We start from the raw sequence: 24387 nt of genomic DNA, 5'->3' as shown, positions 1-24387 counted from the left end.
GGGGCCTGAGGCCTACGCCGCCCCGGCCCCCGTCAGCGCCCGGACCTCGGTCTCGGCGTGCTTGGCCTCGTCGGGCTTCTCGGGCGAGGTGACCGTACCGATCCAGCCGGCCAGGAAGCCGAGCGGGATGGAGACCAGGCCCGGGTTCTCCAGCGGGAACAGCTGGAAGTCGACGCCGGGGAACAGCGACGTGGGGCTGCCCGAGACGACGGGCGAGACCAGCACCAGCACGACCGCCGGGATCAGCCCGCCGTACACCGCCCAGACCGCGCCCCGGGTGGTGAAGTTGCGCCAGAACAGCGAGTAGAGCAGGGCCGGGAGGTTCGCCGAAGCGGCCACGGCGAAGGCGAGGCCCACCAGGAACGCGACGTTGAGATTCTGGGCGAGCAGTCCGAGGCCGATCGCGACCACGCCGATCCCCGCGGCGGCGACGCGCGCCACGGCGACCTCGCCGTACTGCTTGCGCCCGGGCCGGCGGAGCGAGGCGTAGAGATCGTGGGCGACGGACGCGGACGAGGCGAGCGTGATGCCCGCGACGACGGCCAGGATGGTGGCGAAGGCGATGGCGGCGACCACGGCGAAGAGAATCGTTCCGCCGGTGGATCCCTCGCCGCCGCCGAGATGGAGGGCCAGCAGCGGGACCGCGGTGTTGCCCGCCGCGTTCGAGGAGCGGACCTCGGCGGAGCCGACAAGGGCGGCGGCGCCGAACCCGAGCACGATCGTCATCAGGTAGAAGCTGCCGATCAGGCCGATGGACCAGACGACGGAGCGGCGCGCGGCGCGGGCGGTGGGCACGGTGTAGAAGCGCGACAGGATGTGCGGCAGCCCCGCCGTGCCGAGGACGAGGGCGACACCCAGGCTGATGAAGTCGAAGCGTGAGGTCCAGTCCCCGCCGTAGCGGAGGCCGGGGGCGAGGAAGTCCTTGCCGTGGCCGCTGCGTTCGGCGGCGGTGTTGAGCAGGTTGTTGACGTTCCCGTGGAAGTGGACCAGGACGAGCACGGTGAGCGCGACGGCTCCGGCCATCAGCAGGACGGCCTTGACGATCTGGATCCAGGTGGTGGCGCGCATGCCGCCGAAGGACACGTAGATCACCATGAGCGCGCCGACGCCGACGACCGTCCAGGACCGGGCCGCGTCGCTCGTACCGCCGAGGAGCAGGGCCACGAGGCTGCCCGCGCCGACCATCTGGGCCACCAGATAGAGCACGGAGACGGTGACGGACGAGGTGCCGAGCGCGGTGCGCACCGGGCGCTCCGCCATCCGTGCGGCGACCACGTCGGCCAGGGTGAACCGGCCGCAGTTGCGGACGAGTTCGGCGACGAACAGCAGGACGACCAGCCAGGCGACGAGGAAGCCGACCGAATAGAGCATGCCGTCGTAGCCGAAGAGGGCGATCAGCCCGGAGATCCCGAGGAAGGAGGCCGCCGACATGTAGTCGCCGGCGATGGCGAATCCGTTCTCCATGGGCGAGAACAGGCGTCCGCCGGCGTAGAACTCCTCGGCGGAGCCCTGCCGGTTGCGGCTGACCCAGGTGGTGATGAAGAGCGTCACCGCGATGAACGCGCTGAACAGCAGCAGGCCGAGTGTCTGGTGGTCGCCTCTCAACGTCCGAGCCCTCTCGTCAGCGGCCGGCCGAGGCCCCGGGTCATCTCCTGGGTGTCCCAGCGCAGGTCGAGCGCGGCCCGGTCCCTGCGCAGCCGCGCGTGCCGTGCGTAGGCCCAGGTGAGCAGGAACGTGGTGAGGAACTGGCCGAGACCCGCCACCATCGCGACGTTGACCGCGCCGGCGACCGGGCGGGCCATCAGCCCGGGCGCGGTGGTCGCGGCGACGACGTAGGCGAGATACCAGAGGAGGAAGGCGAGGGCGGCGGGGGCCACGAAGCGGCGGTAGCGGCGGCGCACCTCGCGGAAGGCGGCGCTGCGGTGCACTTCCAGATAGATGTCGGCCGCGCTGGGCAGCGGATCCGGTCCCGCCGCGCCGGACGCGTCGAGGCCGTCGACACCCCCCGTCGTCCCGTCCTGGTCGTACCGGTCGGAGACCGCCACGTCGTCCCACGGGTCGTCGAGCCGCACTCCCGCGGTCTCCGGCCCTGCTTCCTTCTCCACCGAACAACTCCCCTGATCCGCGGACCTTTTCGGCCGCACGGCCCACCATGGGCGGTTCGGGAAGATCACGGGCTCGCCATTCGCCCGACTTCACCCCTTCAGGTGACAGAAGTCCCGGACGGCTGCGCGATTCCCCGGGAGGGCCCCGGGAAACGTCCGCGGCCCCCGCTCCGGTGGACGGGAGCGGGGGCCGGGCGGGCGTACGGGGTCAGGCGTCGATGCGCGAGCGGTCCAGGGTGGCCGCCGAGCTGGTGATGAACTCCTTGCGGGGCGCTACCTCGTTGCCCATCAGCAGGTCGAAGACCTGCTCGGAGGATTCCAGGTCGCCGATGTTGATGCGCCGCAGCGTGCGGTGGCGCGGGTCCATCGTGGTCTCCGCCAGCTGATCGGCGTCCATCTCGCCGAGGCCCTTGTAGCGCTGGATCGATTCCTTGATCCGGACGTTCTTGCGCTGGAACTCCAGGAGGGTCTGGCGCAGCTCGTTGTCGGAGTAGGTGTAGACGTACTTGTCCTGGCCCTTCTTGGGCTGGACCAGCTCGATCCGGTGCAGCGGCGGAACCGCGGCGAAGACCCGCCCCGCCTCGACCATCGGGCGCATGTAGCGCTGGAAGAGGGTCAGCAGCAGGGTCCGGATGTGGGAGCCGTCGACGTCGGCGTCGGTCATCATGATGACCTTGCCGTAGCGGGCGGCGTCGATGTCGAAGGTCCGTCCGGACCCGGCTCCTATGACCTGGATGATCGCGCCGCACTCGGCGTTCTTCAGCATGTCGGAGACGGACGACTTCTGTACGTTGAGGATCTTGCCGCGGATCGGCAGCAGCGCCTGGAACTCGCTGTTCCGGGCCAGCTTGGCCGTGCCGAGCGCCGAGTCGCCCTCGACGATGAACAGCTCGCTGCGCTCGACGTCGTCGCTGCGGCAGTCGGCGAGCTTGGCGGGCAGCGAGGAGGACTCCAGCGCGGTCTTGCGGCGCTGGGCGTCCTTGTGCTGGCGGGCCGCGATCCGGGTGCGGGCGGCGGCCACGGCCTTCTCCAGCACCGCCCTGGCCTGGGCCTTGGCGTCCCGCTTCGTCGAGGTCAGGAACGCCTTGAGCTCCTTGGCGACGACGTTGGCCACGATCCGGTTGGCCGCCGAGGTGCCGAGCACCTCCTTGGTCTGCCCCTCGAACTGCGGTTCGGCGAGCCGCACGGTGACGACGGCGGTGAGCCCTTCGAGGGCGTCGTCCTTGACGACGTCGTCCTCGGCGACCCGCAGCATCTTGGCGGAGCGCAGCGCCTCGTTCACCGTCTTGGTCAGGGAGCGCTCGAAGCCGGTGACGTGGGTGCCGCCCTTGGGGGTGGCGATGATGTTCACGAACGACCGTACGGTCGTGTCGTAGCCGGTGCCCCAGCGCAGGGCGATGTCGACGGCCAGTTCGCGGGTGACCTCGGTGGCGGTCATGTGGCCGCGGTCGTCGAGGACGGGGACGGTCTCCTTGAAGGTGCCCGTGCCGCTCAGGCGCTGGACGTCGCAGACGGCCTTGTCCTGGGCCAGGTACTCGCAGAACTCGCTGATGCCGCCGTCGAAGCGGAACGTCTCCTCGGTCTTGCCCTCGCCGTCCAGCCCGCGCTCGTCGCGGACGATGATCGTGAGGCCGGGGACGAGGAAGGCCGTCTGGCGGGCGCGCTGGTAGAGCGTGTCCAGGTTGAGCTTGGCGTCCTTGAGGAAGATCTGGCGGTCCGCCCAGTACCGCGTCCGGGTACCGGTCCGGGTCTTGGGGACGCGCTTGCCCTTGCGCAGGCCGTTGGCCGGGTCGAAGGGGCTGTCGGGGCCCTGCTCGGTGAACATGCCCGGGACGCCGCGCCGGAAGCTGATGGTGTGGGTCGCGCTGTTGCGGTCGACCTCGACGTCCAGGCGGGCGGAGAGGGCGTTGACCACGGAGGCGCCGACGCCGTGGAGGCCGCCGGAGGCCGCGTAGGAGCCGCCGCCGAACTTGCCTCCGGCGTGCAGCTTGGTCATGACGAGCTCGACACCGGAAAGACCGGACTTGGGCTCGATGTCGACCGGGATGCCGCGGCCGTTGTCCCGGACCTCGACGGAGGCGTCGTCGTGGAGGATGACCTCGATCTGGTCGCAGTAGCCGCCGAGGGCTTCGTCGACGGAGTTGTCGATGATCTCCCAGAGGCAGTGCATCAGGCCGCGGCTGTCGGTGGACCCGATGTACATCCCGGGGCGCTTGCGGACCGCCTCGAGACCCTCGAGGACGAGAAGGTGCCGCGCGGTGTAGTTGGAGCTGTCTCGGTCGCCGCCTGCTCCGGTCAGCATCGCGGTGGACGGCACGGACGTTTCGGCGGTCACGCGGGTTCGCTCCTCGCTGAATTTCAACTGGGGCCCTTGTGGGTACAGGGCTCGGCTTCGGTTGCCGCTGAGAGCCTACAGAGGCCTGGTAGAGCGGTTGTAACGCCACCCTCGGGGAATCCTCATGCTAGTCGAGCTTCTTCCGGGCTCGCATGGGTGTTCGATCATTCGTTGGAGTGACGTGCACATCACGTTCCCTTCGACGCATGAACCATTTAGGCTCCGGGCACGTCCTCATGAACAAACCGGCAAGCCGGCCGGCGGGACCGACCCCCTAGACAAGCAATGCGAAACCGTAGCGCTCCGCATACGGCACATTCGCCGCCAACCGGCAACAGACAGCCACACCGAGAAGAAGTTTCGAAGAAAAGCCACGAGCGGGAACGTTTTCGGCCTGGTTGGATGTTGACCCTGGTACGACAGCTCGTCGAGCTAGAGAAGAGGCGACGTGACTACTGTTCTGACCCCCGCGAGCCCGCTGACCGCAGCAGACCGCTGTGACCGTTGCGGCGCCCAGGCATATCTGCGCGTCGTTCTGATCAGCGGCGGTGAACTGCTCTTCTGTGCCCACCACGGGCGCAAGTTCGAGCCGGAACTCAAGAAGATCGCCGCGGAAATACAGGATGAGACGGATCGGCTCAACGCCGTGCAGGCGGCCGCAGCCGACGAGGACCAACACTGACACCTCGCATCCACGACGAGCCAGGGGCCGGTCCCGACCGGCCGACGGGCGGTTCCCCCACGGGGGGAGCCGCCCGTTCTCGTTATGTCGGCCGGACCGCGCCGGCCCGGCTCAGATGCGGCCCGCGGCCCACTCCAGGGCGGCGGAGACCCGGGTGTACACCCCGGGGCTGCCCGCGCGCCCGCAGCCGCTGCCCCAGGAGACCAGGCCGATAAGCCGCCCACGGGCCACCAGCGGCCCGCCGCTGTCTCCCTGGCACGCATCCCGGCCACCCGCCGGATCGCCCGCACAGACCATCGCCGAGGCCTTGTACGTACCCTCCTGGCCGCCCGGGTAGGCCCGCGCGCAGTCGTTGTCCGGCAGGACCTGGACCCGCGCGGAGCGCAGCACGGAGGCGTACGTACCGCTTCCGGTGGTGTCGCCCCACCCGTAGACGTCCGCGGCGGTCCCGGCCCGGTAGGCGGCGTCCCCTCCCCTGGCCATCGGGATCACTCCGCCCTTCGGCAGTGCGCGCGACAGGGTCAGCACCGCGAGGTCGCCGGCGTTGGAGTCGGGGTCGTACGCCGGATTCACCCAGATGGACCGGACCGGGATCTCCTGGCCGCCGGAATCGCCCAGCCGCTCCCGGCCGGCGATGACCAGCAGGTCCTTGACCCGGTTCGCCGGTCCGCCGAGCGCCTCGTCACTCAGACAGTGGGCGGCCGTCAGGATTTTCGTGGGCGCCACGGCGACACCGCCGCAGAACTGGCCCGAGCGCGCCCCTCCGAACCGGTCCCGGCTCGACAGCGCCACGGCCCAGGGACTGTCCGCCACGGGGGCCGGCCCGCCGCCGACGATGATGCTGTCCGCGACCGCCGCGGAGGGCGAGGCGAGCGGCAGCACGGCCGCGGCGGTCAGGGCGAGCACCCCGGTCAGGGCACGGACGACGGGACGGGGCATGGAGGCTCCTGACGCTGAGGTGACAACAGATCCACCCAGCGTGGTCCAGCCGGTCGGCGTCCGCACCCGAGGACACGCCGGAGGGCCCGGATCCCCTGGGGGTTCCGGGCCCTCGGCCGGTGAATCTTCCGCGATCTAGTCGAGGTAGTCGCGCAGCACCTGGGAGCGCGACGGGTGACGAAGCTTCGACATCGTCTTCGACTCGATCTGACGGATGCGCTCACGCGTCACGCCGTAGACCTTGCCGATCTCGTCGAGCGTCTTCGGCTGACCGTCGGTGAGACCGAAGCGCATCGAGACCACGCCGGCCTCACGCTCGGAGAGCGTGTCGAGCACCGAGTGGAGCTGCTCCTGGAGAAGCGTGAAGCTGACCGCGTCCGCCGGGACGACGGCCTCGGAGTCCTCGATCAGGTCTCCGAACTCGCTGTCGCCGTCCTCACCCAGCGGGGTGTGGAGGGAGATCGGCTCGCGACCGTACTTCTGGACCTCGATGACCTTCTCGGGGGTCATGTCGAGTTCCTTGGCCAGCTCCTCCGGGGTGGGCTCGCGGCCCAGGTCCTGGAGCATCTGGCGCTGCACACGCGCGAGCTTGTTGATGACCTCGACCATGTGCACCGGGATACGGATGGTGCGGGCCTGGTCGGCCATCGCGCGGGTGATCGCCTGACGGATCCACCAGGTGGCGTACGTGGAGAACTTGTAGCCCTTGGTGTAGTCGAACTTCTCGACCGCGCGGATCAGACCGAGGTTGCCCTCCTGGATCAGGTCCAGGAAGAGCATGCCGCGACCGGTGTAGCGCTTGGCCAGGGAGACCACCAGACGGAGGTTGGCCTCCAGGAGGTGGTTCTTGGCCCGCCGGCCGTCCTCGGCGATGATCTCCAGCTCGCGCTTGAGCTTCGGTGCGAGCTTGTCGGCGTTCGCCAGCTTGTCCTCGGCGAAGAGACCGGCCTCGATGCGCTTGGCGAGCTCGACCTCCTGCTCGGCGTTGAGGAGGGGAACCTTGCCGATCTGCTTCAGGTAGTCCTTGACCGGGTCGGCGGTGGCGCCGGCGACGGCGACCTGCTGGGCAGGTGCGTCGTCCTCGTCGTCGTCGGAGAGGACGAAGCCCTTGTTCTCGCCCTCGCCCTCCTCTTCCTCACCCTTGGCGGTCTTGACTTCCTCGGCGGCCTCGTCACCGTCGAGAAGCTCGTCGTCCTGCTTGCCGGACTTCTTCGCCGCTGTCTTCTTGGCCGCCGTCTTCTTCGCGGCGGTCTTCTTGGCAGCCGTCTTCTTGGCTGCCGCCTTCTTGGCGGGAGCGGCCGCGACGGCGTCGTCGGCCACCGCGTCCGCACTCTCGGCCGCCGGGGCGGCGGTGGCCGCGACGGTCCTGGTCACGGTGGTCTTCGCCGCGACAGTCTTGGTGGCGGTGCGCTTGACCGGGCTCTTCGCTGCGACGCTCTTGCGGGCGCGCTTCGGCGACTCCGCGGCACTGACCATCAGCGTCACACCCTCTTCCTCGAGGATCTGGTTGAGGCTGCGCAGAACGTTCTTCCACTGGGTTGGCGGAATCTGGTCAGCCTCGAAGGCCCGACGCACGTCATCGCCGGCGATCTGCCCATCAGCCTTTCCCCGCTCGATGAGCGCCATCACAGACTCGGACTCGGCGATCTCCGGCGGGAGCGTACGGGATGTGCTGGCCGACACGAACAACCTCTCGGAACGATGGAAACGGCTTCCGGCCCTGCCCTGGAGAGGGCTGGAACCGACGACCGTCGACTGGGGATGTCGCCGACGGCGCGGGTTTGGCCTCAGAACTGCACAGCGCACCCAAGGGCTGCTGTATTCCTTCCGCGACGGTCACCTCTTAAGTCATCGCGCTGCTTCGAGGAGTGTTACGGCCAATCCGCGTGGCCCGAGTCACACCTCATTTGCGACGAACAGGGTCATGGGTGGCATCACCCCACAATTGTGCCGCCGAACCCGTGCGGTCCGGCGGCACCGGGCCCAGGCACCCGGCCGCGCTCCGGTCAGTGCTCGCGCGGCGCGGGAACCACACGCTCGACGTCGGGATGAACGACCAGCAGCTGGCGCATGGCCGTCTCGGCGGCCCCGGCATCGCCCGAGGCCAGAGCGTCGGCGATGCGCGCGTGGTGGGCGAGCGAGGTCTCACCGGGCCGGTCACAGCCGGTGACGGGACCGCCGGAGACATGGAGGGCGGCCGAGACGATGCCGGAAAGGTGTTCGAGCATCCGGTTGCCCGCGGCCTGGATCAGCAGGGCGTGGAACTCCGCGTCGGCGCGGGAGAAGGTGATCGCGTCCCCCTGCCCCATCGCGTGCCCCATGATCTCCACCATGTCGCCGAGCCGCTGCTGGATGTCGTCCCGGCCGTGCCCGGCCGCGAGGCGGGCCGCGAGCGGCTCGATGGTCCAGCGGAGCTCGGCCAGCTCACGGCGCTGGTCGTCACGCTGCGGACCGAAGGCCCGCCATTCGATGATGTCGGGGTCCAGCAGGTTCCAGTCGCTGACCGGGCGGACCCTCGTCCCCACATTGGGTCGCGCGCTGACCAGCCCCTTGGCTTCGAGGACGCGCAAGGATTCGCGTACGACGGTGCGGGAGACCTCGAATCGCTGGCCGATCTCCTCGGGAACGAGGGGGCGGTCCGCGCCGAGGTCACCGGAAACGATCATCTGGCCCAGCTGCTGGACGAGTTGGCCGTGGAGACCGCGCCCCCGGCTGGCCGCCCCCCGTCGGCTCGCCCGTCCCAGCTCGGAATCGGAACCACCCCAGGCCCGGGACGCGGCACGCTCGCCGGCCTGCGCCTCCGAATAGGGATAGCGGTCGAGTTCGCCCGAGCCGGCCAGGCCGGAATCGACGGTGCGGGCGGCGGTCATCATGGTGTGCGCAAGGGTACTCACGCATCCTTTGTCGGCGCGGCTCGCCCGCCCCTTGAGGTCTTTGGTGAAAAGCACACGAAAGGGTGATCGGCGCCCGCTCCGCAATTGACGCCATATACCTACAAATCGGTCATTTCTCAGGGAGTTACGGGCCCCTGTCCTCGATACGGGGCGACGGCGATCACCAACGCGCCCTTCCCCGAAGGCTGGTGAACAGATACGCGCAGACGAGAGCGGCCAACGACAGGGCGAGTGCGGTCCCGACGGGCTGCGCCACCACCCGCGCGACGGCCAGAACCCAGTGGTCCGCCTCCTGCGGCAGCTGCCACCCGGCCAGTTCGCGCAGCCGCTCCGGGAGCCCGGCGACCGACCGCGCGGACGGCGCCGCGAAGAGCTTCCGCACCAGCGGAACGACGAGCACCGGAACCGCCAGCACCGCGGCGATCCCCGCCCCGGCCACGCGGAAGACACCGGCGGCCAGCAGCCCCGCCCAGGCGCAGCCGACCGTGAGGCCGGCCCAACTCGCACCCAGCGCAAAGGCGTTCGACGGGATCTCGATCAAGTCCGGCCCGTAGACGAGCCGGAGGCTCTGCGCCCCGCAGACGACGGCGAGTCCCGCGAGCAGCAGGGCGAAACTCGCGGTCACGGTGAGCTTGGCCAGCAGCAGCCCGAGCCGCCGAGGCACGGTGCCGCGAGCGGCGGCGAGTGCCGGATAGCGGAACTCGTCCCCGAAGGACAGCGCCCCCAGCAGGCCCGCGCCGAGCGCGGCGGGAGGGAGCGGCAGCAGGGCGGGCCAGGCGGCGAGCACGCGGGGCAGCGCGGTGCCGTCGGTGCGGGCGAGCAGGACGGAGACGGCGGCCGACACCACCAGAACGGCCGCCATGGTCATGGCCGTTGTCCTGACGCCGAGGGAGCGTCGCAGTTCGTACCGGAGCGGGCGCAGGGGGCCGCGTGCGGGGCGCACCCGGATCGGGGGCGGCAGCTCGGACAGGGCGGCGGCCGCGTCGCTCCGCTCCCCGCCGGCGGCCTCATCGGGGGCGGTGGGTCCGGTGTCGCCGATCTCGTCGGCGAGCTGATGCACGGGAACGCCGTGCCGGTAGGCGGTGTCGCCGATCTCCGCGCAGTTGCTGCCGTAGACCGTCAGCCGGCCGCCGCTCGCCTCCTCGACCACTTCCACGGAGCGCTGCGCGGCGCGGGCCTCGCGGCTGACCACGGCCGCCAGCCGGGCCGCGTGCGGGGTACGGACGGCGACCCGGGCCCGGAGCCGGGTGCGGGCGAAGTCGGCGACGTCCTGGTCGGCGACGAGACGCCCGCCGCCGATGGTGACGACACGGTCGGCCGTGCGGGCCGCCTCCTTGGGGTCGCCGGTGGTGTGGAGGACCGTGCCGCCCTGGGCCGCGTGCGCGCGCAACAGCCCGTACAGCCAGCTGTTCTCCCGTGGGGACAGTCCTTCCGCGGGCTCGTCCAGGATCAGGGTGTGCGGGTCTCCGAGCAGCGCGGAGGCGAGGCCGAGCCGACGGTCCATGCCCACCGAGAGGGTGCCAAGACGCTGGTCCCCGAGCCCGGCGAGACCGACGACTTCGAGCACCTCGTCGGCCCGGGCGGCGGGCACGCCCGTGGCCGCGCAGAGCATCCGGAGCTGCCCCCGGGCGGTCCGGGAGGGATGTCCCGGGACATCGCCGAGCAGGACGCCCACTTCCCGTGCCGGGTGGGCGATGCGGTGCAGCGGCCGCCCCCGGAAGTAGGCGACGCCCCGGCCGGCGTCCAGTTCGAGCATCAGGCGCAGGGCCGTGGTCTTGCCCGAGCGGGGGGCGCCCAGCAGGGCCGTGACACGACCGGGCGGGGCCTCGAAGGTCAGATCGTTCACGGCGGGCGGAGCGTCGCGACGGGGGGTGCTGGTGAGTCCGATGGCCTGGAGCATCGCTTCTCTCGCGTCTCTCGCGGAAGGTGAGACCGCTCGGCGGCAGGGGGGTACCGCAGCAACATAACGCGACATTTCCGACTTTTGGCGCAGGGTGGGGCGACAGGCGTTCCGCTTGGGCCATCACAGCGGAACGCCCGGTGGCGCGGAACTCCGGTGGCTCAGACCTCGGGTCGCAGCATCGGCGGATTGAGCACCGTGGCCGCCCCGGCCCGGAACAACTGCGCGGGCCGGCCGCCCTGCCGCGTGGTCGTCCCGCCGGAGGGCACCAGGAATCCCGGCGTTCCGGTGACCTTGCGGTGGAAGTTACGGGGATCGAGGACCACGCCCCACACCGCTTCGTACACCCTGCGCAACTCGCCGACCGTGAATTCCGGTGGGCAGAACGCCGTGGCCAGCGAGGAGTATTCGATCTTGGAGCGGGCGCGCTCCACTCCGTCGGCCAGGATCCGCGCATGGTCGAAGGCCAGCGGCGCGGCCTGCTCGCCCTCCCGTCCGGTGCCGGGGTGCAGCAGATCCTCGACCGGTGCCCAGCGCGCGCTGTTGGCATCGCCGCCCGCCCGGGGCGCGGGCAGGTCGGGCGCGAGGGCGAGGTGGGCGACGCTGACCACCCGCATCCGGGGATCGCGCGCCGGATCTCCGTACGTGGCCAACTGCTCCAGATGCGCACCGTTGCCCACGGCCGGTTTCGCCGGATCGTGCGCGCAGAGGCCGGTCTCCTCGACGAGCTCACGCGCCGCCGCGGACCCCAGGTCCTCGTCCATCCTGACGAATCCGCCGGGCAGCGCCCACCGGCCCTGGAACGGGGTCTCTCCGCGGCGGACGACCAGCGCGCAGAGCGCGTGACGGCGCACCGTGAGCACGACCAGGTCGACGGTGACAGCGAAGGGCGGGAAGGTCGACGGGTCGTAGGGCGGCATGTCGCGATCATAGTCGTCTGCCTGACGATAAACACTCCCTTCGGCATGCTCGTGATCAGTCCGGGTGCCGCGGTCCCGGATGCGTCGTGGTCGAGGCCGAGCGGATCATCCGCACGGAGCACCGGCTGCGGCGCGGGGGATGCGCGCCGCGTCGATTCCGGACCAGGGGTCATCGGCGCGTCCTGGTGCCGCGCCGGCCGTACCGCCGGGCCTCGCGCGGCCGTCGCCCGGCCGCCGGGGTGCGGGGACGGACCGAGCCGGGTGCCGTCTTCCCTCGCTCGGTGCCCGGGGGCCGGGGTGCGCGTCCTCGGCGTCGGCCCCCATCGGGCAGCGGGCGGACCGTGCGGATGTGCAGCGGGGTGGCGCCCCGGTCGGCGGCGATGTCCACCACCGCCTCCGGCGACCCGGCGCCGGAAGCCGCCTCCTCGTCCACGACCACGTCCGTGGCCTCGCGCAGGCAACGGCGCAGGGCCTCCGGATCGAGCCCTTCGTTGCAGGCCCGATGCAGCAGTTGGGCGAAGGTGTAGTCGGGATCGGCGCGCAGCGCCAGCGTCAGGGCGACCCGCGCGCCCGGCTCGTCGCCCGTGGACCAGGAGACCCAGCCCGCCAGGGTGAGCGGAGCGGCGGCGTGCTCCCCGTACCGCCCGACGCAGCGCCGTGCCAGGGCACGCCACAGGCGCAGGGCCGACTGTGCTTCCGCCCCCTCCATCCAGGCGGCCGCCTTGTCCCGGGTCTCCCGGTCCTGGAGCCCGAGGATGACGGCGGCGGCCTCGTCGGAGCCGATGACCTGGTCGTCCCCGGCGTCCGCGAGCGCGGGCGGCGCGGGCCGGGACGCCTCGATGCGCTCCATGAGCGTGCGCGCCAGCCGGAGGGTCTCCGTCGCGACCTCCCGCCTGGCCCGCTCGTCGAGGAGCCTGGGCACCAGCTCCGGCATGGCCCTGTCCAGGGCCTCCTGCTGTGTGGTCACGTCGACCGGTGTCCTCCACGGCTGGAGCCGCGCTTCCATGTCGCGCAGCGTGCCCCGGACGTGGACGCCCGCGTAGGTGGCGGCCGCGGCCATCACCGTGGTGCCGGGCATCGCCAGGGGATTTCCCTGGTCGGGGCAGCATCGGGGGTCCGGGCAGCAGTACGACCAGTAGCGGCCGTCGGAGATGCAGAGCGCTTCGAGGACCGGAACGTCGAGCGCTCCGCACGCCGTGCGCAGGCGTTGCGCGAACGGCCTGAGCCGCTCCATGGTCCGCCGGCCGTCCGAGCCGTCCGGCGAGTCCTGGCAGAGGAAGATCACGATCGCGTCGGGCCGTCCTTCACGGCGCTCGCTCCCCGAGATCAGGCACTCGGCGAGCTGATCGGAGACCGGCCCCCATTCACCGGGCGCCTGCGGAATTCCGAGTCGGAGCCGGCCGCCGAACCGGCCCCGCCCGCCGTGCAGGGCGACCATCACGACGCTGTCGTTGGGGTAGAAGCCCATGAGATACGGGAGGGCGTCGGCGAGCTCGGCCGGGCCACGCAGGGTGATCTGCTGTTCCCCGGCCGGGCCGGTGGATTCGTGGTGCTTGTTCATAACTCGACGGTCCCGCGAGCGTCCGGATCCCGAAAGCCCTGTGGATAACGTTATCCACAGGGCCGGCCCGGTCCTTCACAGCTGTCCGGCCGTCGGGTTACCTGGAGAGCTGTTCCCCCGAAAGCGGAAAGCTGCCGACGGGGCGGGGGCAGTAGGCCGTCCAGTCGGTCTCCACCGCCGCTGGAGAGGCGGCCCCCACACTCGCGACGGCTTCACCTTCTGTCACCCCAACGGATGCTCCGGCCCGTCAGGTGGGAAAGAGCTCGATGAGCGTTGAGGGAGCGCTGGCTGGATATCGAGTGATCGGGCCGATGTAGCGTCCTCAGGGTCGGTCCGCGTCGGCCTCGGTGCTCTCGTGCGTACACGTGAGCGCCGACGAGCGGGGCGACCGTGGCGGTCCAGGGGCCGGCTTGGTGTGAACAAAGTGCCGGGCGGGGCCTCGTCGTTCAGCTCAGGTCCGGCTTGTGCGGTGCCTGTGTCGTCGATTCCGGGCATGCCCCAACCTCCAACACGTCGGCATGCGGACAGGCGTCGGCATGCGGCCCACCATGTCGTTGAATTCCCAACATGTGGTTAACCCTCGAACAACAGGAGCAGCCATGACGTCCACTGATGCGAAGAGCGTCGTCCTCGCCTACCTCAAGGCGATCGACGAGCGCGACGCGGAAGCCATTCAGGCGACCCTCTGGGAGGACGCCGAGTTCCGCATCCCCGGCGAGCACCCGCTCGCCGGAAGCTGGGTCGGTCTTGACGAGATCCTCAACAAGTTCATGTTGCCGCTGATGGAGCTGTTCTCCACGGACGTTCCCTACACCATCGAGATGACGCAGGTCATAGCCGAGGGCGACACGGTCGTGCTCGACTGCGTGGCCCGTGCCGCGTCCCGCTCCGGCCGCCCCTACGAAGCGCCCATCGTCTCGGTGTTCGCCATCCAGGACGGCCGGATCAAGGCTATGCGCGAGTTCTTCGACACCCAGTACTTCGTGCGGACGCTGTTCGGCGACGACAACGGCTGAACAGGAGGCCGGGGGGCCGAGTTACCGCCGTATGAGCGCACCCGCCTAACGTCGGAATCCACTCCCAGTGACACGTCACGCCCTTGAGACCCGTAGGGCGGGCGTGTATGCGGCGGCACGTCGCGCTCTCGAAACCCGATGGGCGGGCGTGCCGTTCACGTTTCCGGCGCTCGTCATGGAGATGGAAGTACGTAAGGGCTCGCAGAGAATCATGGTGTTGCTTCCCATGGTTCGCCTCGCCTGCGCGGTATGCGCATATCCGACGAGGTCCGTGATCAACACGCTCTGAACCGGCCACGACACGGCAGGCCTTCGCCGTTGCCTCCATCCGCCGCTGGTGGCAGGCCCGTGCCGGCCACGACTCCCCGCAGGCCATGCGGCGCTGATCACCGCGGACGCGGGCGGCTCCCACGGGTACCGCGCCCGCGCCTGGACGGCCGAACCCTGCCGCCCTGACCTCCGAGACGGGGCCGGAGATCACGGTCAGCCCGTTTCCGCGGCCCGGACGCGAGCTCGGCCTGGTGCCGGTCGTGCCTCAACGGCCCCACTCGGCAACGAGTTCGGCGATCACGTCGGGCGACAGACCCGTGATCCTCCGGTCCCATCGCGCGACCTTGGCTGACCGTGTTGTATACGTCGTTGCCCTTCCCCGGCCGGACGGCCGCCACGTGAATCCCGGTGCGGTGCGCGGAAGTCGAGGGGGCGGGTCGCCGGGTGCGGACGACGCGCCAGTGGCGTCGAAGAGCGGAACGGCGCCGGGCGCCTCCATGAGATCGCGGAGAACACGAGTGTGAGCTCGCACGAAACATTGCCGTCATACGTGCAGTTGGCGCCCTCGAGCTTGCCGCCTGATCAACGTGAGAAAGACTCACTACGGAAAGCACAGTTGCCGGGGCGGGACCGCCGGGAGACGGGGCAATGAGCGGGCGGCGGAAACTGTGCCGACAAGCCCGAACGGGCATGCCTGAAGACCGCTTTGCACCCGTGCCGACAGCACGGACGGGCACCTCCAGCAACCTTGTTTTAGGGCGTTACTCTGGTTATGGTGACTCCACCAGCCTGCTTGGAAGTGCCCGCGGGAGCTGGAAACTGCCACACACGGGAACCTCTTCCACCTCCCGGCATCCGCGGGTAATACACGGGGAAATATCACCTTGCACCTGACATGCACATCAGGCGTTCCACCTTCGTACACCGACCCGTTAACCCGCTCTTCCCATCGCCGGGAACACGCGGGAGACCATTCGCGGGATGAACAATTCAGCCCACTGACCCCCGCCCGATACCACCCGTCACGAGCGGGCCATTCGCAACGAGGAGCAGCCATGTGGTTTCGGATACTGGGACCATTGGAAGCCCTCGACAGCGGTCGGCCTATCGCGCTGGGCGGCACCAAACAGCGTGCCACATTGGGGTACCTGCTCCTGAACGCCAATCGCGTGGTCCCTACCCGGGAACTGCTCGGCGCGCTGTGGCCGGACAGGACGCCGCCGACGACGGCCCGCAAGATCCTGCAGAATGCCGTATGGGGCCTGCGCGGATCGCTCGCGGCCGACGGTGCCGACCGCCACGGCGAGTTACTGCTGACGAAGGCCCCCGGATACGTCATGCAGGTGGACCGCGACCAGGTCGACCTGCACCTCTTCAACCGCCGCGTGCAGGAGGGGCGCACCGCCCTGCAGTCCGATTCCCCGGCGCGGGCCGCCTCCATCCTGCGCGACGCCGTGGCGCTGTGGCACGGCCAGGCCCTGTCCGACCTGGTCGAGAGCGGGATCAACTGGCCGGAGCTCGACGCGGCGGAGAACTCCCGGCTCGACGCGATGGAGGACTACTTCGAGGCCGAGCTGCGCTGCGGACGGCACCAGTCCACGCTGGGGGCACTGGAGTCGATGGTGGAGGCCCAGCCCTTGCGCGAGCGGTTGTGCGGGCAGTTGATGCTCGCCCTGTACCGGTGCGGCCGGCAGGCCGACGCGCTGAACGTCTACAGCCGGGTCCGCGCGTCCCTCATCGAGGATCTCGGCCTTGAGCCGCGACGCGAGCTGCAGTCCCTGCAGCAGGCGATCCTGACCCAGGACTCCACACTGTCGTCACCCGAAGTCCCCTCACCGACACCGGAGCTGGTGCCGACGGATACCGGCCCGGTGCAGGAGCACGCACCGGCACGGCCCGCCCAGCAGCGCTTCGCGACCGCGGCCTCCGAGCCTTCGCCGACGTACGACACCCAGGTCCACGCGTACGCGGACCGCCGCGAGGACCCTCTCCCCGACACGTCCGCCCCAGCCACGCGCGCACGGGTGAGAATGCAGCGGACCGACTCGGTGATCCAGCACCGGCCGGTGAGCGTGGTGCTGGTCACGACCGGGCTGCGGGCGCCCGCCGGGGGGCGGACTCAAGGCACCGACGAGCTGCGCGACCGTCTGACCGGCCGCATCCGGGACCTCGTGGAGGAACTCGGCGGTTCGGTGATCAGCTCCATAGGATCCACTCAGCTCGCTGTGTTCGGCTCCGGGCCCGAGGGCCAGGGCCACGCCGAACGGGCCGTGTGCGCCGTCTTGGCCGTCCGGGACGAGTTCCACACCGCCCCCACGGTCACCCCGCTCGACCGTTCGGCACGGCGCGCCGCAGAAGCCACGACGGTGTACGCCGCGGTGTCCACAGGTGAAGCTTTGCTGCGCTACGAGGGTGACAGATCCGGTGCCGTCCGGTCGGCGGACGGAGCACTGCTCGACGAGTGCCAGTCCCTGCTGTCCCGCGCCTCCGCGGGGGAGATCTGGGTGTGCGGGAACACCCGGCACCTGACCGCGTCGGAATACTCCTTCGTCTCCGTCAGCGACTCACCGCAGGCGTGGAAGGTGAACTGGTCGCGCCCGCGCGCCGAGCGGCCTGTGCCGACGGCGGGTGTGGTGGACAGGGAGATCGAACTCGACCTTCTGCGTGGCATGCTGGAACGTGTCCGGCACCGCGAGACCCCGCACGTGGTCACCATCGTCGGAGAGCCCGGTATCGGAAAGAGCAGGCTGCTCAAGGAGTTCGAGCGCCGCTCCATGGGACAGCCGATCGCCACCTGGTTCCTGGTGCCCTCCGGCCCGGACAGGGACGGGCGGCAGACATACGGTCCCCGGCCCTTCGAGCTGCGGAGGAGCCCTCTCTTCGATCCGTACGAAAGCGAGACCCAGGAGTTCGATCTGACCCAGGCTCTGAAGTCCGGCCATAACCCCCTGAAAAGCCTCGCGCGGGAATGCCCGCTGGTCATGTTCGTCGATGACCTGCACGACGCCGACAACGCCCTGCTGGACTTCATCGGCATGATGGGCAGTGAGGTGACGCGGGTGCCGCTGTTCGTCGTGGCCACGGCTTCACCGCAGCTTTTTCACCGGCGTCCGGGCTGGGGCGGCGGGAGGCCGCACTTCACCACCATATCCATCGATCCGCCGGTCATATCCCGCCGAACGATGGTCAGCCCTGCGGCCGGTTCCTCAGGCCGGCCGCTGCCCGGCCTGGCCGACTGCACGCCATGACCGCCCGCGGACCGCGTACTCAATGGTGCAGTCCCTTCTTCCCGGGGGTCCAGAACGGCTTCGTCCTGATCTGCGTACGAGGCCACTTGCGCACGTTGACCAGGTGGTCGCGGACCGCCTGGCACGTACGGGCCTCGCCCGCCACATAGGCCATGCCGACGCCTTCGGGAAGGTCCAGTTCCGACACCGCCCCGAGCAGGACCTTCGAGGAGACGGGGGAGGCGCCTTCTCGGTGGGCACGCCTGAGGACGTGCGGCCCGGGCACGGGCACCTCGTCCTCACGGGACTCGCTCTCCAGCGCTCCGTACACCCGCGCCTCGGGCCCCAGTGCCCTGATCATGGGTCCGAACGCGGCGGACGCGGTCTCCTCGCCGACGAACACGTGGTACGGGGCGTCCGTGCGCAGGTCGAAGTCGCCCAGCGGCCCCCAGAAGGAGACGTCTTGGCCGACCTGCGCGTCACGGGCCCAGCGCAGCCCGATGCCGTCGCCGTCGTAGAGATGCGCCCGGATCTCCACCTCTCGGCCGTCGTCCGACTGGTCCCAGACCGAGTAGGTACGGAGCGTCTCACCCGGGCGAAGGATGCCGTACAGCGACAGGGGGTCGTTGATCTGGATCCGCAGGTGCCGGCCCGGCGGGACGGTCGTGCCCGCCAGCCCGTCAGCGGCGATCCTGATGCGCCTCATCGTCGGAGTCACTGAGCCCGTCTCCGTGATCACCCCTTCCAGCCGCTGCTTGGCGAAGAGGTGTTCCAGAGGATTGAGCGACGGGCGACGCGCGGGCTTCACCGTACTGTCCGGCATGAGGAGTCCTCCCCGGTGCGTCGTTCCAGCCGCTCGCTTGCTCGCATCCGGCCTTGTGCGCACCGCAACTGTGGCATAGGTGTCACTTCATCAGCGACGCTTAGGTTTGACTTACTGACTTACGTTACGGTCCCTAACAAATCATGGATCGGTCGCCAAGTCAATGAGTGGGGAAAAGTACGAGGGCTGCTGGGTCAGAAGCCGGCCGTCGGCGGCCCGGCCGGAACGCCGGGCCGCCGACGGGCGTTCACCCCTGCCCGGGTGCGGGGAAGTGGCCGACGCTCACGAAGAAGTCGACGTACGTGCGGAAGAGTTCCTCGGTGAGCGGGGGGCACTCGACGCCGGTGCCGATCAGGGCCGCCTCCGTGGAGGCGGTGTCGACGCCCGCCGCGGCGTCGGCAGCGCTCAGGGCGAGCGCCTCGAAGGCGTCGAAGAGCGGCAGCATGGCGTTGTCCCGGTTCGCGTGCACGCGGGCGCGCCACGCGTCGTGGCCCATGTCGTCGATCGCGTAGCCGTAGCGCCGCAGGTACTCCACGCAGTCCTGGAAGGTCACCCCGCTCTGGTTGAAGAGGTGGAAGGTCTGGGCGGCAGCCTCCTTCTTCCGGGACAGGGCGACGATGGCCGCGCTCACGTAGTCGACCGGCACGAAATGCACGCTTCCGCCGAGCCCTTGGGGGGCGGCCCCGGCCTGGACCAGGCCCTTGAGGCTGAGCCAGACGAAGTCGCTGGTCTGGCAGGCACCCCGGTCCCGGTCGCCCGAGATGACGTCCGCCCGGTGGACGGTGACCGGCAGCCCCCGCTCGGCGGCGAGGCCCACGATCCGCTCCGCCACCCACTTGCTCTGCACGTAGCCGGTGGGCTGCGACTCGACGGGCGCGGTCGGGTCCTCCGGCCTGCGCGGCGCGCCTCCGGGCTCGCCGCCGGCGAAGACGCCCGTGGTCGACACATAGTGGACGGGCACCGAGCGGTGGCGTGCGGCCAGCCGCAGCACCTCGACGGTGCCGGAGACGTTAGGGGCCTTCAGCTCCGCGTACGGGTAGAGCCAGTTGACGGTCGCACCGGCGTGGTAGACGGCGTCCACGCGCCTGGCCAGGGAGTCGAACTCCTCCTCGTCCAGGCCCAGCCGCGGCGCGGCGAGATCGCCGACGACGACGCCGAGGCGGGCGGGGTCGATCTCGTCCCAGACCCGGAACCACTCCAGGCCCGCCCGCAGCCGCTCCCGCGCCGCCTCCTCGTCGGCGCCGCGCACCAGGCAGTGCACCCTTACGTGTCCCGCGCGCATCAGGTCGCGGAGCAGGAAGGCGCCGAGGAAGCCGGTGGCGCCCGTCAGCAGCACCTCCTGCGGGTTCGTGACCTCGTACGAAACCTCCGGCGCGGGGGCGATGTCGGCGGGCAGGTCGATCTCGGCCGCGAAGTCCACCTCGTGGCGCGAGTCGGAGACCTGCTCCCCGATCCGCTCCAGGAGGGCCGTCCGTAGGAAGACCGCGAGTTCGGTCGGCGTGGGCCGGTCGAAGACCACCGTGGCCGGGAGCCGGCAGCCGGTGGTGGCGATGAGCTGGTTGCGCAGTTCCACGGAGGTGAGGGAGTCGAAGCCCAGGTCCGGGAAGCGCTGTTCGGGCCGGATGCCGTCCGTGCTCGTGTGCCCGAGCACAGTGGCGGTCTCGGCCAGGACCAGGTCGAGCACCCGGCGCAGCTGCTCCTTCTCCTCGAGGCCGGTCAGCCGCCCGAGCAGGGTGTCGAAGCCGTTGTCGACGTTCTGGGCCGCGCGGCGCACCGGGGTGCGCAGCAGGCTCCGCAGCACGGTCGGTACCTGCGAGGGCCGTTCGCGCAGGGTCGCCGCGTCGAGCGGCATGCCCACCAGGGCGGGTTTCCCGAGGCGTAGCGCGATGTGGAGCATGGCCCGGCCCTGCTCCTGTCCGATGGGGCGGAAGCCGCCGCGAGCGATGCGGCTGAGGTCGGCCTCGTCCAGGTGTCCGGTCATGCCACTGTCCTGCGTCCACACACCCCAGGCCACGGAGGTGGCGGCGAGCCCCGCGGCGGCGCGATGCTCGGCCAGGGCGTCGAGGAACACGTTGGCTGCCGCGTAGTTGGACTGACCGGCGCCGCCGATGACACCGGCGACGGAGGAGAAGAGGACGAAGGCCGTCAGGTCCAGGTCACGGGTGAGATCGTGCAGGTGCCATGCCGCGTCGACCTTGGGGCGCATGACCTTGTCGAGCCGCGCGGGTGTCTGGTCGGGCAGCAGCCCGTCGTCCAGGACACCGGCCGTGTGCAGGACACCGGTCAGCGGACGGTCGGCGGGCACGGTGGCCAGCAGGCCCGCCAGGGCCTCCCGGTCGGCGATGTCGCACGCGGCGATCTCCACCTCGGCGCCGAGAGCGGTCAGTTCCCGGCGCAGCGCGTCGGCCCCGGGGGCGTCCGGCCCCCGGCGGCTCACGAGGAGCAGCCGCGCCACCTCGTGCTCGACGACCAACTGCCGGGCGAACAGGGCACCCAGGGAGCCGGTACCACCCGTGATCAGGACCGTGCCGTCGGGCCGCCAACGGTTGCGGTCGGCGCCCGTGTCCGTGTCCGTGGTGGCGGGTGGCGCGACACGGCGCAGCCCGGGTACGAGGATCTTGCCGCCGCGGATCGCCGTCTGCGGCTCCCCCGAGGCGAGGGCCGCCGGCAGTGCGGCCGCGGAGCGGGGGTCGCCGTCGAGGTCGACCAGCATGATCCGGCCGGGTGCCTCCGACTGTGCCGAGCGCAGCAGGCCCCACAGCGCGGCCGCCCCCGGCTCCGCCGCCCCCTCTCCCAGAGGGCTCATCGCTCCTCGGGTCGCCACGACGAGCGGAAGGGTGGCGAGCCGCTCCTGTGCCAGCCACTCCTGGAGCAGTGCGAGCATCCGGTGCGCCGCGGCACGTACCGAGCCGGGGACCTCGGCACCGGACACCGGCTGCCGGGGCGCGGTGAGGTCGAGGAGGACGGCGTCCAGCGGTTCGCCGGCACGGGCGACGGCGTGTACGTCGTCGAAACGGCGGGCGCCGGGCACGGTGGGGTCCGTGCTGTCGCCGAGGAGGCCCCAGCGTGGGGTGCCCGTCGCGTCGGGTATGCCGTGCAGCGGGTTCCAGACCGTCTCGAACAGGGCGTCGTAGCCGTGCTTGAGCGCCGTGCCGAGCGCGCGCGCGCTGACCCCGCGCGGCGTGATCCGCTCGGCGCTGAGGACGGGGTGTCCGGCGCGGTCCGCCGCCAGCAGGGTGTAGCCGTCCGCGACCCGGTCGAGCCGCACGCGCAGGGCGGCGGCTCCGGTGGCGTGCAGGCGCACCCCTCGCCAGTCGGCGATCGGTGTGGGGGCGCCGATCGGCTCCTCGGTCAGCTCCCAGAGCCGGGCGGCCATGTCCAGCAGCGCCGGGTGCAGACCGAAGTAGGCGCAACCGGAGTGGAGTTCGTCGGGCAGGCTCACTTCGGCGAACAGGCTGTCGCCGCTGCGCCAGACCGCGGTGCGGCCCCCGTCCGCCGGGCCGTGCCCGGCCGCGTCGGGGGATTCGTCGTCCAGGGCGATCTCCTCGGCGCCGGACGGCGGCCAATCCGGGATGCCCGTTGCGTCGGTCGCGGATGAGGTTGCGAGGAGACCCGAGGCGTGGACCGTCCAGAGCGTGTCGACGGCGTCGGTGCGCGCCGAGACGGTAACGGTACGGCGGCCGGAGTCGTCGCGGGCGCCGACGCGGACCTGTATCTGGAGCCCGCCGCTCGCCGGCAGCACCAGCGGGGCGGTGAGGGTGAGCTCCTCCAGCAGGGTGCAGCCCGTCTCGTCGCCCGCGCGGACGGCGAGTTCGACGAAGACGGAGGAGGGCACGACCTCGGTGCCGCGGACGGTGTGACCGGTGAGCCACGGGTGGGTGGAGCGGGACATCCGCCCGGTCAGCAGGGCCTCGTCCCCGTCGGCGACCGGCACCGCGGCGCCCAGGAGCGCGTGCCCGGCATGGGTGAGCCCGAGACTCGCCGCGTCCCCGGCAAGGGCCTGCTCGTCGAGCCAGTACCGCTTGCGCTGGAAGGCGTAGGTCGGCAGGTCCACCCGGCGGGTGCCCTCACCGGCGAGAGCTCCGGCCCAGTCGACGTCCACGCCCCGCACCCACACCTCGGCCAGCGAGGCCAGGAACCGGCCGGGGCCGCCCTCGTTGCGGCGCAGGGTTCCCGCCGCCACGGCAGGGACTTCCGGCCTGACCGTGTTCTCCAGCGTCTGCTGGATGCTCGTGGTCAGCACCGGGTGGGCGCTGACCTCGATGAACGTACCGAAGCCCGCAGCGGCCAGCGACTCGACGGCGGGCTGGAAACGCACCGTCTGGCGCAGGTTCCGGTACCAGTAGCCGGCGTCCATCGCGGAGGTGTCCAGCCATGTCCCGGTCGTCGTCGAGAAGAGCGGCACATCGGAGTCCTTGGGCCGCACATCGGCGAGCACCCGGGCCAGTTCGTCCTCGATCCGCTCCACGTGCCAGGTGTGCGAGGCGTAGTCCACCGCGATCCGCCGGGCGCGTACGCCCTCGGCCTCGCACTGCGCGAGGAGCTCCTCCAGCGCGTCCGGGTCGCCCGCCACCACGACGGACGTGGGACCGTTCAGCGCGGCGACCTCCAGCCGGCCCGGGTACCGCGCCAGCCGGGTCTCGACGTCCGCCCGCGCCTGCGTCACCGACACCATGCCGCCCGCGCCGGCCAGGCCGGCCGCGATGGCCTGCGACCGCAGGGCCACCACGCGGGCCCCGTCCGCCAGGGAAAGCGCGCCGGCCACGCACGCGGCCGCGATCTCGCCCTGCGAGTGGCCCACCACCGCCGCCGGTCGCACCCCGTAGGAGCGCCACAGCTCCGCAAGGGACACCATCACCGCCCAGGACACCGGCTGCACCACGTCGACGCGCTCCAGCGTCGGCGCGCCCGGCGTCCCGCGGAGCACGCCCTCGAGGTCCCAGTTCACGAACTCGGCGAGCACACGGCCGCACGCCTGCATCCGCTCAGCGAACACCGCCGAGGAATCGAGCAGGTCCACGGCCATGCCCGTCCACTGCGTGCCCTGGCCCGGCAGCACGAACACCGTACGGCCTGCGGCTGCGGAGGCGGTGCCCCGCACGACGCCGGGCGCGGACTCGCCGCGGGCCAACGCGCCCAAGCCGACGACCAGTTCCTGGTGCGAGGTGCCGGTGACGACCGCGCGGTCCTCGAAGGTGGCGCGGCTCGACACCAACGACCAGGCCACGTCCCGGGAATTCGGGGCGGACGTCCCCTCCATGGCCGTCAGCAGCCGCGCCGCCTGGCCGCGGAGTCCTTCCGGCGAGCGCCCCGAGACCACCCACGGCACCACCGCCGAGGCGTCGGCGGCGGGCTCCGCGCCAGATGCCCCAGCGACTTCCTCGGGCACTTCCTCCAGCACCACGTGCGCGTTGGTGCCGCTCACGCCGAAGGAGGAGACGGCGGCCCGGCGCGGTGCCCCCGTCTCGGGCCAGGGCCTGGCATCGGTGAGCAGTTCCACCGCTCCGGAGTCCCAGTCGACCTGCGGGGTGGGAGCGTCCACGTGCAGCGTCCTGGGCAGCACCCCGCGCCGCATCGCCTCGACCATCTTGATCACGCCGCCGACTCCCGCGGCGGCGACGCTGTGACCGATGTTCGACTTCAGCGAGCCCAGGTACAACGGACGCCCCGCACGGCGCTGCTGCCCGTACGTCGCCAGCAGCGCCTGCGCCTCGA

14 protein-coding genes and 1 pseudogene are annotated in these 24387 nt (G+C 71.0%); 4 read left to right on the top strand and 11 right to left on the bottom strand.

Annotated features, from left to right (window positions below; genetic code table 11):
- Window positions 1-12 precede the first annotated feature (12 nt).
- The 3 genes from ACIQPT_RS31855 to ACIQPT_RS31845 all read right to left on the bottom strand — a co-directional run bounded on the left by ACIQPT_RS31855 (window position 13) and on the right by ACIQPT_RS31845 (window position 4440).
- Window positions 13-1605 carry a cation acetate symporter gene (locus tag ACIQPT_RS31855; RefSeq protein WP_401160948.1) on the bottom strand — a complete coding sequence of 531 codons (1593 nt, stop codon included), beginning with the start codon at window positions 1603-1605 and terminating at the stop codon, window positions 13-15.
- The gene (locus tag ACIQPT_RS31850) at window positions 1602-2105 is read right to left on the bottom strand and encodes a DUF485 domain-containing protein (RefSeq protein WP_401160946.1); all 504 of its coding nucleotides are present in this window, start codon (window positions 2103-2105) and stop codon (window positions 1602-1604) included. The genes ACIQPT_RS31855 and ACIQPT_RS31850 overlap by 4 nt, the downstream gene beginning before the upstream one ends.
- A gap of 208 nt (window positions 2106-2313) precedes the next feature.
- Window positions 2314-4440, bottom strand: a complete 2127-nt coding sequence (locus ACIQPT_RS31845; protein ID WP_401160944.1) for a type IIA DNA topoisomerase subunit B — start codon at window positions 4438-4440, stop codon at window positions 2314-2316.
- A gap of 448 nt (window positions 4441-4888) precedes the next feature.
- Between ACIQPT_RS31845 and ACIQPT_RS31840 the strand changes: the two genes are divergently transcribed.
- Window positions 4889-5122, top strand: coding sequence for a hypothetical protein (locus ACIQPT_RS31840; RefSeq protein WP_401160942.1), 234 nt, complete (start codon window positions 4889-4891; stop codon window positions 5120-5122).
- 111 nt (window positions 5123-5233) lie between these two features.
- On the opposite strand, the gene ACIQPT_RS31835 is transcribed toward ACIQPT_RS31840, so the two are convergent.
- The 6 genes from ACIQPT_RS31835 to ACIQPT_RS31810 all read right to left on the bottom strand — a co-directional run bounded on the left by ACIQPT_RS31835 (window position 5234) and on the right by ACIQPT_RS31810 (window position 13336).
- Window positions 5234-6061, bottom strand: a complete 828-nt coding sequence (locus ACIQPT_RS31835; RefSeq protein WP_401160941.1) for a S1 family peptidase — start codon at window positions 6059-6061, stop codon at window positions 5234-5236.
- A 135-nt stretch (window positions 6062-6196) separates the two neighbouring features.
- On the bottom strand, window positions 6197-7744 hold the full coding sequence (locus ACIQPT_RS31830; RefSeq protein WP_401160939.1) for an RNA polymerase sigma factor: 1548 nt from the start codon (window positions 7742-7744) through the stop codon (window positions 6197-6199).
- A gap of 323 nt (window positions 7745-8067) precedes the next feature.
- Window positions 8068-8934, bottom strand: a complete 867-nt coding sequence (locus ACIQPT_RS31825; protein WP_308457918.1) for a FadR/GntR family transcriptional regulator — start codon at window positions 8932-8934, stop codon at window positions 8068-8070.
- A 181-nt stretch (window positions 8935-9115) separates the two neighbouring features.
- Window positions 9116-10855 (bottom strand): ATP-binding cassette domain-containing protein, encoded by a 1740-nt coding sequence (locus ACIQPT_RS31820; protein ID WP_401160937.1) that lies wholly within the window; start codon window positions 10853-10855, stop codon window positions 9116-9118.
- Window positions 10856-11016: 161 nt separating this feature from the next.
- A complete protein-coding gene (locus tag ACIQPT_RS31815; RefSeq protein WP_030080101.1) occupies window positions 11017-11775 on the bottom strand; it encodes an NUDIX domain-containing protein in 759 nt (252 codons plus the stop codon).
- Between the two features lie 169 nt (window positions 11776-11944).
- A complete protein-coding gene (locus ACIQPT_RS31810; RefSeq protein ID WP_401160935.1) occupies window positions 11945-13336 on the bottom strand; it encodes a DUF4192 domain-containing protein in 1392 nt (463 codons plus the stop codon).
- A gap of 599 nt (window positions 13337-13935) precedes the next feature.
- On the opposite strand from ACIQPT_RS31810, the gene ACIQPT_RS31805 reads away from it, so the two are divergent.
- The 3 genes and pseudogenes from ACIQPT_RS31805 to ACIQPT_RS31795 all read left to right on the top strand — a co-directional run bounded on the left by ACIQPT_RS31805 (window position 13936) and on the right by ACIQPT_RS31795 (window position 17870).
- Complete coding sequence (locus ACIQPT_RS31805; RefSeq protein WP_401160933.1) at window positions 13936-14352, top strand: nuclear transport factor 2 family protein; 417 nt, start codon at window positions 13936-13938, stop codon at window positions 14350-14352.
- Between the two features lie 289 nt (window positions 14353-14641).
- Window positions 14642-14858, top strand: a pseudogene (locus tag ACIQPT_RS31800) (ISAzo13 family transposase); the annotation flags it as partial.
- A 933-nt stretch (window positions 14859-15791) separates the two neighbouring features.
- Window positions 15792-17870, top strand: coding sequence for a BTAD domain-containing putative transcriptional regulator (locus ACIQPT_RS31795; RefSeq protein ID WP_401160931.1), 2079 nt, complete (start codon window positions 15792-15794; stop codon window positions 17868-17870).
- A 19-nt stretch (window positions 17871-17889) separates the two neighbouring features.
- Here ACIQPT_RS31795 and ACIQPT_RS31790 read toward each other — a convergent pair whose 3' ends face one another.
- Together ACIQPT_RS31790 and ACIQPT_RS31785 are read right to left on the bottom strand one after the other, a co-directional pair.
- Entirely contained in the window at window positions 17890-18672 is a 783-nt protein-coding gene (locus ACIQPT_RS31790) for a siderophore-interacting protein (RefSeq protein ID WP_401160929.1), read from the bottom strand.
- Window positions 18673-18919: 247 nt separating this feature from the next.
- The coding region (locus tag ACIQPT_RS31785; protein WP_401160927.1) for a thioester reductase domain-containing protein at window positions 18920-24387 on the bottom strand (5468 nt) is incomplete at its 5' end.

This window comes from Streptomyces sp. NPDC091289, from assembly GCF_044757365.1.
Taxonomy (GTDB): Bacteria; Actinomycetota; Actinomycetes; order Streptomycetales; family Streptomycetaceae; genus Streptomyces.
Note: the sequence above shows the minus strand (reverse complement) of the source record. Positions and strands in the feature narration are given on the sequence as shown.